General features: G+C 47.5%; 11 protein-coding genes. 9 read left to right on the forward strand and 2 right to left on the reverse strand.

The window, feature by feature from the left end; all coding sequences use genetic code 11:
* Positions 1–23 precede the first annotated feature (23 nt).
* On the forward strand, positions 24–671 hold the full coding sequence (locus RBB45_RS00545) for a DUF421 domain-containing protein (RefSeq protein WP_022544224.1): 648 nt from the start codon (positions 24–26) through the stop codon (positions 669–671).
* A gap of 42 nt (positions 672–713) precedes the next feature.
* On the opposite strand, the gene spoVB is transcribed toward RBB45_RS00545, so the two are convergent.
* Positions 714–2,276, reverse strand: a complete 1,563-nt coding sequence (gene spoVB, locus RBB45_RS00550; RefSeq protein WP_129612103.1) for a stage V sporulation protein B — start codon at positions 2,274–2,276, stop codon at positions 714–716.
* Between the two features lie 127 nt (positions 2,277–2,403).
* Between spoVB and RBB45_RS00555 the strand changes: the two genes are divergently transcribed.
* The 8 genes from RBB45_RS00555 to dtd all read left to right on the forward strand — a co-directional run bounded on the left by RBB45_RS00555 (position 2,404) and on the right by dtd (position 12,537).
* Positions 2,404–2,697 carry a post-transcriptional regulator gene (locus RBB45_RS00555; RefSeq protein WP_009796195.1) on the forward strand — a complete coding sequence of 98 codons (294 nt, stop codon included), beginning with the start codon at positions 2,404–2,406 and terminating at the stop codon, positions 2,695–2,697.
* A gap of 265 nt (positions 2,698–2,962) precedes the next feature.
* Positions 2,963–5,224 (forward strand): protein translocase subunit SecDF, encoded by a 2,262-nt coding sequence (gene secDF, locus RBB45_RS00560; protein WP_009796196.1) that lies wholly within the window; start codon positions 2,963–2,965, stop codon positions 5,222–5,224.
* A gap of 171 nt (positions 5,225–5,395) precedes the next feature.
* Positions 5,396–6,256, forward strand: a complete 861-nt coding sequence (locus tag RBB45_RS00565) for a cation diffusion facilitator family transporter (RefSeq protein ID WP_050767321.1) — start codon at positions 5,396–5,398, stop codon at positions 6,254–6,256.
* Positions 6,257–6,274: 18 nt separating this feature from the next.
* Positions 6,275–6,595, forward strand: coding sequence for a LapA family protein (locus RBB45_RS00570; RefSeq protein WP_101550406.1), 321 nt, complete (start codon positions 6,275–6,277; stop codon positions 6,593–6,595).
* A 109-nt stretch (positions 6,596–6,704) separates the two neighbouring features.
* A complete protein-coding gene (recJ, locus tag RBB45_RS00575) occupies positions 6,705–9,071 on the forward strand; it encodes a single-stranded-DNA-specific exonuclease RecJ (protein ID WP_101550404.1) in 2,367 nt (788 codons plus the stop codon).
* Complete coding sequence (locus tag RBB45_RS00580) at positions 9,062–9,574, forward strand: adenine phosphoribosyltransferase (RefSeq protein ID WP_022544223.1); 513 nt, start codon at positions 9,062–9,064, stop codon at positions 9,572–9,574. The genes recJ and RBB45_RS00580 overlap by 10 nt, the downstream gene beginning before the upstream one ends.
* Before the next feature lie 314 nt (positions 9,575–9,888).
* Positions 9,889–12,084, forward strand: coding sequence for a RelA/SpoT family protein (locus RBB45_RS00585; protein ID WP_009796202.1), 2,196 nt, complete (start codon positions 9,889–9,891; stop codon positions 12,082–12,084).
* Between the two features lie 12 nt (positions 12,085–12,096).
* The gene (dtd, locus tag RBB45_RS00590) at positions 12,097–12,537 is read left to right on the forward strand and encodes a D-aminoacyl-tRNA deacylase (protein WP_009796203.1); all 441 of its coding nucleotides are present in this window, start codon (positions 12,097–12,099) and stop codon (positions 12,535–12,537) included.
* Positions 12,538–12,607: 70 nt separating this feature from the next.
* Here the strand turns inward: dtd and RBB45_RS00595 are convergent, their stop codons facing one another.
* Complete coding sequence (locus RBB45_RS00595; RefSeq protein ID WP_306009016.1) at positions 12,608–14,353, reverse strand: N-acetylmuramoyl-L-alanine amidase family protein; 1,746 nt, start codon at positions 14,351–14,353, stop codon at positions 12,608–12,610.
* Positions 14,354–14,556 lie beyond the last annotated feature (203 nt).

Below are 14,556 nucleotides of genomic sequence, written 5' to 3' on the forward strand. Positions count from 1 at the left end.
TGATGAAAGAGGAGGAGGCAGTTTTGGCGGAATATATGATAATCATTGCGAGGACACTTTTTTTATATGGGGTCATCCTCCTGATCTTTCGGCTGATGGGCAAAAGGGAAATAGGCGAACTGAGCGTGCTGGATTTAGTGGTATATATCATGATTGCCGAAATGGCAGTGGTGGCGATTGAAAATCCTGACGGCAGCCTGGTGAAGAACATACTTCCGATGATGCTCCTCATGGTTATACAAATCGTTCTGGCCATCCTATCACTCAAAAGCAAAAAATTCAGGGATATCGTGGACGGCAAGCCCTCTATTATCATCAATCAGGGGAAAATCGATGAAAATACGATGAGGCAGCAGCGATATAATTTCGATGATCTTCTCACCCAGCTGCGGGACAAAGATATTAAAAATATAGCAGACGTCGAATTTGCGATCCTGGAGCCTTCAGGCAAGCTTTCTGTGTTTCAAAAGGACAATATGAAAGGCAGCGACATAGACCATCCTCTGATCATAGACGGAAACCTTCAGGAAGCCAATCTTGCTTCAGTCCATAAATCGCGCCAGTGGCTGGCAGAACAGCTGAAGAAAAAAGGCTATGATGAAATACAGCAGATATCTTTTTGCAGCTACTCTAACGGAAATCTTTATATTGATCCCATCGATGAAAAATAAGATGGTCAAAAAAATGGCGTTCAGGACGCCATTTTTATTTTTTTATTTGAAGGCTAGCCTTGAAAGAGGCTGGCCGATGACCGGGATCCGCCGCAGATCTTCTTTTGTAATCAGCCTGAAGATGAGCAGGAAAATCAGATACAGTATGCCCATGATCAGCGTGGATATCATAACCTTGAAGGCCAGAAGCATCTCCTCCGGCATCATGCTGAATGAAGTATGGCCACCCCAGCCAGCAAGGCCCATGACAGCAAAGGTTTTCACATAATCCATAATATAAAAAGTGAATGAGATGGTCTTCAGTACGGTTGCGAAATGAAGCAGTGTGACAAGAACAAAGCCGACCAGGATGCCGAGAGCCACCCCATTGATGCCGAATGCCGGCTGGCTGGCAAGGAGAAAAATGACGGCGATTTTTACGATTGACCCGATCAGGCTGTTGATCATGGCGGCCCTTGCGAGGTTGAGTGCCTGCAAGGTGGCTTGAAGCGGTCCCTGGTAATAGTAAAACAGAAAGAAAGGAGCCATCAGTTTGATGAACTGGTCTCCGCTTGAACTTCCATACATAACCTCCATCAAAGGGCTGGCAAGAACGTAGAGAAGCACGACTGCCATTCCCCCTGTAATAAAAGAGAACCGGAGTGCCTGCTGGAGCCTGTGTTCAATCAGCTTCATATCCTTTCGTGAGTTGGCCTCGCTGATTGCAGGCACAAGCGAGGTAGAAAGGGAGTGGGTGACGAAAGACGGCAGCAGCAGCAGAGGCATGGCAAAGCCTGTCAGGGCCCCGTATTGCTTTGTGGCGGCGATGGCGGCTACTCCCGCAAGCGCAAGGCTGTGCGAGACAACAATAGGCTCAAAAAACCAGGCAATCGATCCGATCATCCTGCTGCCCGTAGTCGGCAGAGCAATCTTCATCAAATCGCTGAAGGTGCTTTTACCGGACTGGACATAGCCGAAGAAATTTTTTCTCAGCCTGAACCTTTTCTTCAGTTTGAAAGCTGCCACAAGATAAACCAGTGAAACCAGTTCCCCGATTACAGATGCAAACATTGCCGCTGCAGCGGCATACTCGATGCCATAAGGCAGGAAAGCCTTCGTCAGCAAGGCGATAAGCCCGATTCGCACGATCTGCTCAAGAACCTGTGAATATGCTGCGGGCTTCATCTGCTGCCTTCCCTGGAAATATCCCCTTATGACAGAAGAAACAGCTACAATCGGCACGATGGGGGCGATTGCCAGCAATGGCAGATGTGTCCTTGGGTCAGTGAAAAGAGTTTCAGACAATATAGGAGCGAGCAGAAACAAGGCCGGCGTGAAAATGGCAGATAGAGAAATGGTCACAGCAAGAGATACAGCCAGTATTTTTTTGATTTTTGCCGTATCGCCCCTGGCTTCTGCCTCCGCTACATTTTTGGAGATGGCAACTGGCAGGCCAAGCTGTGTAATTGTAATGACGAGGATCAGAGTGGGAAATGCCATCATATATAAGCCGACACCCTCTTCACCGATGAAGCGGGCAATCACAATACGGTTTATGAATCCGAGAACCCTTGTCACCAGGCCGGCAGCCAGTAAAATAATCGTTCCTTTTAAAAACTTAGACATCCTGTTCCCTGCCTTCTCAAAATAGGTATAATCATATACAATTAACTATATGCCGCGATTAGGACAAAGCATGACAAGTTCTTGATTTTTCTATTTTTGATAGAACAGCGGGAGAGGAGCCCTAGTGATGAAAGGCCATGTATATGAAAAGTTTCGCCGGCAGGTTCAGCCTGCACTGCAAAGCAAGCTCGAGGAATTCCGGCTGCTGAATTATGGAGCTGTTGCAGAAGATGAGCTTTGGAGGTATCTGACTGAAAAAAAATGGCGGAAACCGCATGAAGATGCCAGACTATTCGAAATAGTGGGCGGTATCCTGGAAGTGAAAGCGGCTGACTATTTCAGCTATGCGACAGTCGAGGCATTTAAAGGAAAAGGCCTTGGCGAGCTGAGTGAGGAAGACAGAAGGAAGCTGCTTGAGTGAGGATAGGATTGTAAGCGGCTGTTGCGGTATGTACAATTCATTTTTTTAATGTAAGAGCCAGTTTATTATGAAGGGACAAATTGACAGCCATTCCATTCTATTTCATAATGGATATGTTGGTTTTTTCGGTCTATTTATAGAAAAAGACTGCCCGCAGTAAAGCGGAGCAGGCTTAAAGATTGCAAGCAGCACCCGGCGCTGCAGCATGCTCTGAAAGAGGGCATGCCTGCAGGGGCCGGAAGTTTAAGGGGGATATAACAGCACAATGGTAAAGCGCAGCAGGATTGTCGCCTTCTTCCTGATTGTCATTCTGATCGGCAGTCTGATGGGAGGCACAACCAAAAACATACTGAATAATATCAAGCTCGGCCTGGATCTGCAGGGCGGCTTTGAGGTACTTTACGATGTAAAGACCAAGGATGGAAAGAAAGCCACAAAAGAGGTGCTAAACAGCACAGCTGAGGCCCTCGACCGCCGGGTCAATGCCCTTGGTGTAAATGAGCCTATCATCCAGATTGAGGGCGACAACAGGGTCCGCGTCCAGCTGGCCGGTGTAAAAGACCAAAACCAGGCACGTGAGATGCTTTCCACAGAAGCCAATCTGTCATTCAGGGATGTCAATGACCGTGAAATGATGAATGGGTCTGACCTTGTAGAAGGCGGAGCTAAACAGACTTTCGATGAAAACGGCAAGCCAAGCGTTTCCTTGACGCTGAAGAGTGCCGAGAAGTTCAAGGAAGTCACACAGGAAATTGTCAATATGGGAGCGCCAAATAACCTGCTGGTCATCTGGCTCGACTATGAAGAAGGCGATTCTTTCAAAGAAGAGTCACAGAAAGAAGATCCAAAATACCTTTCTGCACCACAGGTCAGCCAGGTATTCAACCAGGATACAGTTTCAATCGTCGGAAATTTTTCTCTTGAAGAAGCAAAAACACTCTCTTCCCTGCTGAAGGCGGGGGCGCTTCCAGTTGAGCTGACGGAGGAATATTCCACCAGTGTCGGTGCCAAGTTCGGTGAAGATGCCATGCAGAAGACCATTACAGGCGGTATCATCGGCATTTTGGTCATCTTCCTGTTCATGATTGCGTTTTACCGATTCCCAGGTTTTATTGCAACTATAACATTGTCAATTTACATCTATCTGATTCTGCTTGTCTTTGATTGGATGAATGGTGTACTGACTCTCCCGGGAATTGCAGCACTGATTCTTGGGGTCGGAATGGCCGTTGATGCCAATATCATCACCTATGAGAGGATCAAGGAAGAGCTGAAGGTTGGTAAGTCAGTCAAGTCCGCCTTCCAGGCAGGAAACAAAAACTCCCTGTCCACAATCCTTGATGCCAACATCACAACCATTCTTGCCGCTGTCGTGCTTTTCCTCTATGGGACAAGCTCGGTTAAAGGATTTGCGACCATGCTCATCCTGAGCATTCTGGCCAGTTTCATCACGGCTGTCTATGGTTCACGTCTGCTGCTTGGCTTATGGGTAAACAGCAGGATCTTTACGAAAAAGCCTACTTGGTTTGGAGTCAAAAAGAGTGAAATCAAAGATATTGCTGAAAACTATGATACGCTTGACCTGCCTACAAAATATGACCGTTTCGATTTTGTAAAGCATCGCAGGAAGTTCTTTATTTTCTCGATTGCCATGGCTGTTGCCGGCATCATCGCCTTATCCGTATTCAGGCTTAATCTCGGCATCGATTTCGTAGCGGGTACGCGGGTTGAAATCACAGCGGGGCAATCAGTGAATAAGAGTGAAATTCAGGAAGAACTCAGTAAAGTCGGACTTGAAACAGATGATATCATCATTTCAGGAGATGACCAGAATATAGGCGTAGCGCGATTCACCGATCCGCTGGGTAAGGATAAGATTGCTGAGCTGAAGACTCATATGAATGATGTGTACGGCCAGGAGCCGAATGTCAGCACCGTCTCTCCTACCGTTGGTAAAGAGCTTGCGAAGAATGCTTTCAAAGCTCTGCTGATTGCGTCTGTCGGCATCATCATTTATGTAACAATCAGGTTTGAGATTTACATGGCGCTTGCAGCTGTCATAGCTCTGCTCCATGATGCATTCTTCATCATCGCCCTTTTCAGCATCATCCGCTTTGAAGTGGACATAACATTCATTGCGGCAATCCTGACAATTGTGGGTTACTCAATCAATGATACGATCGTAACGTTCGATAGAATGCGCGAAAACATGCAGAAGAAGAAGAGGCTTAAAACCTTCGATGATATCGCTGATGTTGTCAACCAGAGCTTAAGGCAAACACTCGGACGATCAGTTAGCACCGTCATTACGGTTGTCATCGCGGTTGTCGGTCTGCTCATCTTCGGCAGCGAATCGATCCGCAGCTTTTCATTCGCCCTGCTTATCGGCCTTGTAGCCGGAACATATTCCTCACTCTTCATTGCATCCCAGCTATGGCTGGTATGGAAAAATAAAGAGCTGAAGAAAAAAGGCGTAATCAAAACAGAAAAAGTAAAACGCAAAGCATCAGACGAGCCGCAGGTCTGATCCGCTTAAGAAAAAACACAGGAAAACCTTTCCTGTGTTTTTTCCTGTTTTATCCCTTTAGTGCTTTTTGATTGCCGATTTTCGGATACACTATAAGTATAAAAATGCGGGGAAGGAAGTTGAGACTTGGATACTAACAAAGATCGTTTTAAACAGGCTGAATTTGCGGCTATGATCGGGATTGTGGGAAATATTGTGCTGGCAATCCTCAAGTATGGAGTGGGGGTTTATGCCAACAGCCGTGCACTGATCGCGGATGCGGTCCATTCTGCTTCAGACATTGCGGGGTCATTTGCCGTTTATATTGGGCTCAGGGCTGCCAAGCAGCCGCCCGATGAAGACCATCCTTATGGACATGGAAAAGCTGAATCGATTGCAGCCATCATCGTTGCTGTCCTGCTGATGCTTGTGGGGTTTGAAATCGGCAAATCTTCCTTTGAGGCTTTTTTCCATCCAATCGAGCCGCCCAAGGCTATTGCTATTGCCGCGGTCCTTATTTCCATTGTTGTAAAAGAGGCAATGTTTCGTTATAAGTATAAATTGGGAAAAAAGCTTAATAGCGATGCATTAATCATCAATGCATATGAGCATCGTTCTGATGTTTATTCCTCCATTGCCGCCCTGGCGGGGATAGGGGCAGCTGTCATCGGGGGAAAAGCCGGGATCGGATGGCTGGAATACGGAGATCCTGTTGCAGGGCTGCTGGTCTCGCTGCTTGTCATAAAAATGGCATGGTCACTCGGCAAAGAATCGATTCATAATACTTTGGACCATGTGCTTCATGATGAGGATACGGAAGAGCTGCGGAAAGCAGTTCTGTCTGTTCCGGCAGTGAAAGAGATCAACCAGCTTCATGCAAGGGAGCATGGCCATTATGTCATCATAGACCTGAAGATTGCCGTAGACCCCCATATGACAGTCGAAGAGGGGCACCGGGTAGGAAAGGAAGTAAAAGAGAAGCTGATGCAGGAGAAAAATGTGCATAATGTCTTTGTGCATATCAACCCTTACAATCCCGGCAATCCAGATTAAAGATGGGAGAGATGTGGAGTGAAAGTTCAGTGGGCCTTGATATTCGGGATTCTATTTGCACTTATTGTCGCGGTATTTGCTGTTATTAATGTGGATCCTGTTACAGTCAACTATGTTTTTGGGGAAAGTGAATGGCCGCTTATACTGGTCATCCTCGGTTCAGTGCTGATGGGCGGCCTCATCGTCGGGCTAGTAGGTGTATTCAGGGTATTTGCCCTTCAGCGGAAGGTCAGATCCCTTGAGAAAGAGAACGCCGCTCTTAAGGCTGGCGCCGATAAGGGAAGCGCCGAAGCTGCAGCAGACAGTGACGAAGATTATTTAAAAAGGGATATTCATTAGAAGGAAGCAGCCTTGCTGCTTCCTTTATTTTCTGCTGATTGTACACCCCAGGAATTCATTGAATCCCGGTACGCCCTCTTGTATAATAGAAAAGCTGAGGGGTGAACGTATGTTAAAGTCAAAAACAAGATGGATTGTTCGTCAATCGGATAAAGATAAAGCTGACACACTGATCAGCGAATTGAAAATCAGTCCAATTGTGGCATCATTATTAGTGAATCGGGGGCTCGATACTCCTGAATCGGCACAGGATTTCCTGTACGGAAATAATGGGGAGTTCCACGACCCTTTTCTCCTGGCCGGGATGGATGCTGCAGTCTCACGAATAAATAAAGCGATAAACGAAAATGAACCGATTTTAATATATGGGGATTATGATGCAGACGGAGTCACAAGCACCTCTGTTATGATGATAACGCTCCGCAGCCTGGGTGCCAATGTAGATTTCTACATACCTAACCGGTTTACGGAGGGATACGGCCCGAATGAGGGAGCATTCAGGCATGCGGCGGAAATTGGCACCAAGCTGCTCATTACGGTGGATACCGGCATATCAGCAGTCCATGAGGCGTCAATTGCCAAAGAGCTGGGCATGGACCTGATCATTACGGACCACCATGAACCCGGTCCGGTTCTCCCGGAGGCCCTGGCTATCATCCATCCCAAGCTTGAGGGAAGCCTTTATCCTTTCCGTGAGCTTGCCGGAGTGGGCGTGGCCTTTAAGGTAGCTCACGCCCTATTGGGAAATATCCCCGAGGAGCTTCTGGAAATTGCTGCTATAGGAACCGTGGCCGACCTGGTATCTCTGAAGGGAGAGAACAGGCTCCTTGTCCAGAGAGGGATCAAGAAGCTGAAGGTGACTAAAAGGGCCGGCCTGCTCGCGCTGTTCAAGCTGGCAAATGTGGAGCAGGCTGCAGTAGATGAAGAAACCATAGGGTTCATGCTTGCTCCAAGGCTGAATGCTGCCGGCAGGCTGGACAGCGCAGATCCGGCCGTCCATCTGCTGCTGACAGATGACCGGGAAGAAGCAGCTATGATTGCTGAAGAAATTGACAGCATGAACAAAGAGAGGCAGTCCATTGTCAGCCAGATTGCCGAAGAGGCAATCAAAGAAGTCGAGGAAAAGTACCCGGCAGGGGAAAATGCTGTTCTCGTTATCGGGAAGGAAGGCTGGAATGCCGGTGTGATCGGCATTGTAGCGTCAAGGCTTGTCGATAAATTCTACAGGCCGGCCATCGTCCTCAGCTTTGATAAAGAAAAGGGGACGGCAAAAGGGTCTGCCAGAAGCATTGCCGGATTTGATTTGTATAAAAATCTGTCAGCCTGCAGGGACATCCTGCCCCATTTTGGTGGCCATCCGATGGCTGCTGGGATGACGCTTGGGCTTGGCGACGTGGGGGAGCTGCGGGAAAGGCTCAACGGCCTCGCGAAAGAGCAGCTCAGTGACGAGGATTTCATACCGGTCGCAAGCCTCGATGCCGAGGTAAGCCTTGAAGATGTCAGCCTGCCTGCGATAGAACAAATGCAGCTTCTTTCCCCCTTTGGAATGGACAATCCTAAACCGCGCGTCCTGATCAAGGATGCCCCCATTGCCAGCATGCGAAAGATAGGCTCCGGCCAGAATCATCTTAAAATGGCACTTGGCGAGGGTTCATCCGCATTGGACGGAATCGGATTCGGCCTTGGGGAGCTGTTCCATCATATCTCGGCAGATTCCCGGATATCCGTAATTGGTGAATTATCTATAAATGAATGGAATAATATAAGAAAACCGCAAATTTTTCTGCACGATTTATCTGTCGCCGAATGGCAGCTTTTTGATCTGAGAGGAATCAAGAGATTTGAACAGCTAAAGGAACTCCTTCCTGAATCAAGTACCAAGTGGATATGCTTTGACAGCCAAAGCCGGGAAAAGATTCCTTCATTGCCGGAAGATGCAACTTTCTTCATAAGCTCTGAAACGGAAGCGGAAGCTCTGGTGATTGAAGAAGAGCATATAGTTCTGGCAGATCTGCCTCCTTCAAAACAGATGCTGGAAAAGCTCCTTCAGGGCAAAGCCCCTGCCAGGATCTATGCCCACTTCTATAAGGAAGAAAGCGAGTATTTCAGCACGATCCCAAACAGGGACCATTTTAAGTGGTTTTATTCATTCCTGGCCAAAAGAGGCCAATTCGACATAAGAAAATTCGGGGACCAGCTTGCCAAGCATAAAGGATGGAGCAGGGAAACAATTGATTTTATGTCAAAGGTGTTTTTTGAGCTGGACTTTGCTAAAATGGAAAATGGGCTCTTGGCCCTTAATAAAGAGGCAAACAAGCGGGACCTGACAGAATCCCCGACATATCAAAGGAAGCATGCACAATACACCCTTGAAAACGATTTGCTGTATTCTTCATACCAGGAGCTGAAAAGCTGGTTCGATGCAGTCCTTCAAGGGGCGGTTCATACTGAGGAGGCAATGGAAGAATGGATTTGAAACAATATATAACAATAGTGGAAGACTGGCCGAAGCCCGGGATTAGATTCAAAGATATCACAACGCTTATGGATAATGGCGATGCTTATAAATATGCGACTGACCAGATCGTTGAATATGCGAAAGAAAAGCAAATTGACCTTGTAGTCGGGCCTGAAGCACGCGGCTTTATCATCGGCTGCCCTGTTGCTTATTCACTTGGCGTAGGCTTTGCACCTGTCAGGAAAGAAGGGAAGCTTCCGCGCGAGACGGTCAAAGTCAATTATGGCCTGGAATATGGAAAAGATGTACTGACGATCCATAAAGATGCCATCAAACCAGGACAGCGCGTCCTGATCACAGATGACCTGCTGGCAACAGGAGGCACTATTGACGCAACAATCAAGCTTGTCGAAGAGCTTGGAGGCGTTGTCGCCGGGATTGCTTTCCTGATCGAATTAACCTACCTTGACGGCCGTAGCAAGCTTGACGGATATGACATCCTTACATTAATGAACTACTGAGGCATAGTCTTTGAAAAAATTGTTTAAAAAAAGCGGGGCACTATCAACATAGTGCGCCGCTTTTCCTTTTCTGCAAAGTTTACAATAAAACATAAGAAGAATCCGGCAAAAAAAGAGCTTTTTCGACAAAAATCTTCAATTCCATATAAAAATAACTTCCAATCCCTTTACATCCACGGTTTTTTTTTCGATAATAGTAACAATCATTCTTTTTTCAGTTCTATCATTAATTGAATGGTTGTAAACGGAGATTTTAGGGAGAATCCGGGCAAGCTTGGATTCTTATTAAACTTTATATAGATAAAGGTGATTCTATGGCGAACGACCAGGTTTTGACCGCCGATCAAGTCATCGAGAGGACAAAAGAATATTTAAATGAGGAGCATGCCGGAGTCGTACGGAAGGCCTATGAATTTGCGAAACATGCCCATCGTGAACAATATAGGAAATCCGGGGAGCCATACATCATCCATCCAATCCAGGTGGCAGGGATCCTGGCCGATCTTGAAATGGATCCATCGACAGTTGCTGCAGGTTTTCTTCATGATGTTGTAGAGGATACGGAAGTCACATTGGCTGATATCTCAGAGGCATTCAATCCGGAAGTTGCGATGCTAGTCGATGGCGTGACAAAACTGGGGAAAATCAAATACAAATCACAGGAAGAGCAGCAGGCCGAAAACCATCGGAAAATGTTTGTTGCCATGGCCCAGGATATTAGGGTCATCCTGATTAAGCTTGCAGACAGGCTCCATAATATGAGGACGCTTAAGCATCTTCCTGCTGAAAAGCAGCGCAGGATATCGAATGAGACGCTTGAAATCTTTGCGCCGCTTGCCCACCGCCTAGGTATCTCGAAAATCAAGTGGGAGCTTGAGGATACGGCGCTCCGCTATCTCAATCCGCAGCAGTATTACCGGATTGTCAACTTGATGAAGAAAAAGCGTGCCGAGCGCGAGCTCTATCTGGAGGAAGTCATCGGCGAAATGAAAGGCAAGATGGATGAAGTGTCCATCAGAGCCGATCTTTCCGGCCGGCCGAAGCATATATACAGCATCTACAGGAAAATGGCGCTTCAGAATAAGCAGTTCAATGAAATCTATGATCTGCTTGCGGTCCGCATTGTGGTCAACAGCATTAAAGACTGCTATGCTGTCCTGGGCATCATCCATACATGCTGGAAGCCTATGCCCGGGCGGTTCAAGGATTATATCGCCATGCCGAAGGCGAATATGTACCAGTCTCTGCATACAACGGTCATCGGCCCAAAGGGCGACCCGCTTGAGGTGCAGATCCGCACAACCGAAATGCATCAAATCGCAGAGTTCGGGATTGCGGCCCACTGGGCATATAAAGAAGGCAAAACTGTCAATGAAGGCTCTTCTTTCGAAGAAAAGCTGACATGGTTCAGGGAAATCCTCGAGTTTCAGGATGATAGCGTGAATGCAGAAGAATTCATGGAATCGCTGAAAATTGACCTTTTTTCTGATATGGTGTTTGTATTTACGCCAAAGGGAGATGTCATCGAGCTGCCTTCAGGGTCTGTCCCGATTGATTTTGCCTATCGGATTCACTCCGAAATCGGCAATAAAACAATTGGTGCAAAGGTTAACGGAAAAATGGTCACTCTGGATTATAAATTGAAGACCGGTGATATCCTTGAGATTCTCACGTCCAAACATTCCTATGGGCCGAGCAAGGATTGGCTGAAGCTTGCCCAGACGACTCAGGCGAAAAATAAAATCCGCCAATTTTTCAAAAAGCAGCAGAAGGACGAAAACTTCGAAAAAGGCAAAGAGATGGTTGAAAAAGAAATCCGCAATATGGATTTTGACATCAAAGAAATCCTGACTGCCGAGAATGTCCGGAGAGTGTCTGAAAAATTCAATTTTGCCAGTGAAGAGGATATGTATGCCGCCGTCGGCTATAATGGCGTCACGGCTCTGCAGGTCGCAAACCGTCTGACCGAAAAATGGCGGAAAAAGCGTGATATGGAGCAGGTTACCGATATCTCCAATGCCGTTTCGGAATTGAAATCCTTCCCTTCTGTCAAGAAAAGGGAATCTGGCGTAAGGGTTTCAGGGATTGATAATCTCCTGATCCGACTTTCCCGCTGCTGCAATCCAGTGCCGGGAGATGAAATTGTCGGCTTTATCACTAAAGGCAGGGGGGTGTCTGTCCACCGTTCAGACTGTACCAATATTGATACTGCCGATGCCAAAGCAAGGCTCATCCCGGTTGAATGGGAAACAGGCCTCAATGATAAAAAAGAATATAATGTCGAGATTGAAATTAACGGCTATGACCGCCGTGGCCTTCTGAACGAAGTGCTGCAGGCCGTCAATGAAACCAAAACAAATATATCTGCAGTGTCTGGCAAATCGGACCGCAATAAAATGGCTACCATCAATATGTCGATCAGCATCACAAATGTAAGCCATCTGCAGAAAGTTGTGGACCGCATCAAGCAGATTCCTGACATCTATTCTGTCAGACGTATCATGAACTAAGGGGTATACAAAATGCGAGTAGTTGTTCAGCGAAGCAAAGAAGCGAGTGTGACTGTAGAAGGAAAGGCTGTAGGCAGCATTTCCCGCGGATTTGTTTTGCTAGTGGGCGTCACCCATGAGGATGGGGTGAAAGATGCTGAATATCTGGCTGATAAAATTGCCAATCTCCGCGTATTTGAAGATGAAGAGGGCAAGATGAACAGATCTTTGCTGGATGTTGGGGGAGAAATTCTTTCTGTGTCCCAGTTCACTCTATACGGCGACTGCCGTAAAGGAAGAAGGCCAAACTTCATGGAAGCGGCCAGGCCTGACCATGCCCTTCAAATCTATGAGGCGTTCAATGGGCTTCTCCGGGAAAAGGGCATTAAAACAGAAACAGGGCAGTTTGGCAGCATGATGGACGTCAGCCTGGTGAATGACGGACCGGTCACACTGATAATAGAAAGCAAATGACAGTCTGAGAAGGCTGTTTTTTTTTTGAAAAAATAGAGAGACCTTCAATTTGAAGGATCTCTCTATCGCATTAATATCTTTTAAAATACCGGGCAAGGCCCTGATAAATGCCGGCTGCAGCTGCCTCCTGATACTGAGGGGAGGTAACGAGCATTTCTTCTGCCGGGTTGCTCAGATAGCCTAATTCAAGGAGAATGGCATTTTTATTATTTTCTCTGATGACAAAATAATCGCCGGCCCGCACACCGCGGTCCTTCAGCTTCGTCTGGGCGGCCAGGGAGCTGTGGACGCTCTCGGCGAGAGGCTTTTGGAATCCATGATAATAGTAAACCGTCATGCCGCGGACACTTTTGTCATTTATGCTGTCATAATGCAGGCTGATGAAAGCATCGGCATTATGGTATGATGCGGAGCCGACCCTCGAGCTGAGCGGGATATAGGAGTCAGTGGATCTTGTTAAGATTACATTGGCGCCCGCAGCTTTCAGCTTGCTGTACAGAAGCTGGGCTGTTTGAATGGTAACAGTTTTCTCCTGGGTTCCCCGCGCTCCGGTTGTGCCATTGTCGCGGCCGCCATGGCCGGGATCAAGGACGATGGTTTTCCCCTGCAGGTGAAGCTCTGCGCCCGGCTTTTCGATCTGGGGCGAGCTTCCGCTCAAGGAAACGATCCATCCGGCTACATAGCCTGCCTTCCCGTCCAAGCTGATTTTGTACCAGTCTTTCTCACGGCCCAGCACCTCGAACGATTCCCCTGCGTTGGCCAATTGCAGCACAGAGCTTCCTGTGCTGGCATCTTTCCTGATATTTGTTCCGTTATGTAGTATGGTGATGGTGCTGCCTTTTGCCGGTTTGCTGCCGTTTGCAGGGGAAACCTCTGACTTATCGAGATACCATGCTGCTATCCAGCCATATGAACCGGGCTTGTACTCAATTTTTGCCCAATTGTTCTTTTCTTCAATAATTGAATAGGTTTCGCCTTTTGAAACCGATCCGAGAACTTTCCCATTCAAGGAGCTTGTATCCCTGAGATTTAAGGTCTGGGCAGTAACTGTTCCCGTCAGTCTTTCTGATGGCTTCACGCTGCTGCCGGCACTTGGGTTCTGGCTTAAGCTTTTGGAAGAAGAAATGAACTCGCTGCTCACCCATGCATGATTGCCGCGGAAGATAATTTCTGTCCAGCTCCCGTTATCGGATACAATGCTGACCCTGTCACCGCTTTGAAGCTTCCCGAGGACCGTGCCCTGTGTTCCGGGAGCGCTCCTGACGTTCAATGAATCACCTGTGACTGTTCCTTCAGCAGCAGAAGCTGCTTCGGCTTTGCTGCTTCCCTCTGTGATAAAATCTGCGGAGACCCAGCCATTTCCGAATGAGCCGGTAATCCTGACCCAATTTCCCTCTTTTTCAATAATGCCGGCCTTTTGCCCTTTATTCAGGACAGCTATGACCGAGGCATCTGTACCGGGATTTGACCTGACCCGCAATCCATCAGCTGTGACAGTCCCGCCTGAAGATACAGAGGCGGATTCTTTCTTTCCAGCTTCCTTCACTGCCAGCCAGCCCGCAACCCATCCTGTCGATCCGCCGCCAAGGTTGAGCTGCAGCCAGTCCCCGCTTTCCTTCAGGATCGGATACCGGTCCCCTTTGGCTGCCTGTTTGACAATCGAATAGCTGAGCCCCGGGCCGCCGCGGATATTCACTCCGCTGTCTGCGATCAGTGCTGTTCCGCCGGATGCGGCAGTGCTTTCGGATGGCCTCCATACTCCCCCTGCTAAAAGGATGAAGCATAGAAATAGTAATATGTTGCTGCTTTTTAACAAAAAGTCCCCTCCTTTTGCAAAATCATGGAGTGTATAAATATAAGTTCTATTTTAGAACATAAAACCCCTGCTGTTAATATCGGAATTTTGCTGTCCAATTTTAGCCATTAGCTGAAAAGGCAATTTAATTGGCTGCCAAGGGAATGTTTAAGAGGCTTTCAAGACATACTGAAAGAATAAAAAACTTTTCGGGTAGGGTGGTC

This window comes from Bacillus sp. MMSF_3328 (genome assembly GCF_030733525.1).
GTDB classification, from domain to species: Bacteria; Bacillota; Bacilli; order Bacillales; family Cytobacillaceae; genus Bacillus_AB; species Bacillus_AB infantis.

What these genes read in the sequence shown, in the direction of transcription:
- spoVB (WP_129612103.1), bottom strand. Translation starts at nt 2,276, where the DNA reads ATGTCTAAGTTTTTAAAAGGAACGATTATTTTACTGGCTGCCGGCCTG.
- RBB45_RS00555 (WP_009796195.1), top strand. Translation starts at nt 2,404, where the DNA reads ATGAAAGGCCATGTATATGAAAAGTTTCGCCGGCAGGTTCAGCCTGCA.
- secDF (WP_009796196.1), top strand. Translation starts at nt 2,963, where the DNA reads ATGGTAAAGCGCAGCAGGATTGTCGCCTTCTTCCTGATTGTCATTCTG.
- RBB45_RS00565 (WP_050767321.1), top strand. Translation starts at nt 5,396, where the DNA reads ATGATCGGGATTGTGGGAAATATTGTGCTGGCAATCCTCAAGTATGGA.
- recJ (WP_101550404.1), top strand. Translation starts at nt 6,705, where the DNA reads ATGTTAAAGTCAAAAACAAGATGGATTGTTCGTCAATCGGATAAAGAT.
- RBB45_RS00580 (WP_022544223.1), top strand. Translation starts at nt 9,062, where the DNA reads ATGGATTTGAAACAATATATAACAATAGTGGAAGACTGGCCGAAGCCC.
- RBB45_RS00585 (WP_009796202.1), top strand. Translation starts at nt 9,889, where the DNA reads ATGGCGAACGACCAGGTTTTGACCGCCGATCAAGTCATCGAGAGGACA.
- dtd (WP_009796203.1), top strand. Translation starts at nt 12,097, where the DNA reads ATGCGAGTAGTTGTTCAGCGAAGCAAAGAAGCGAGTGTGACTGTAGAA.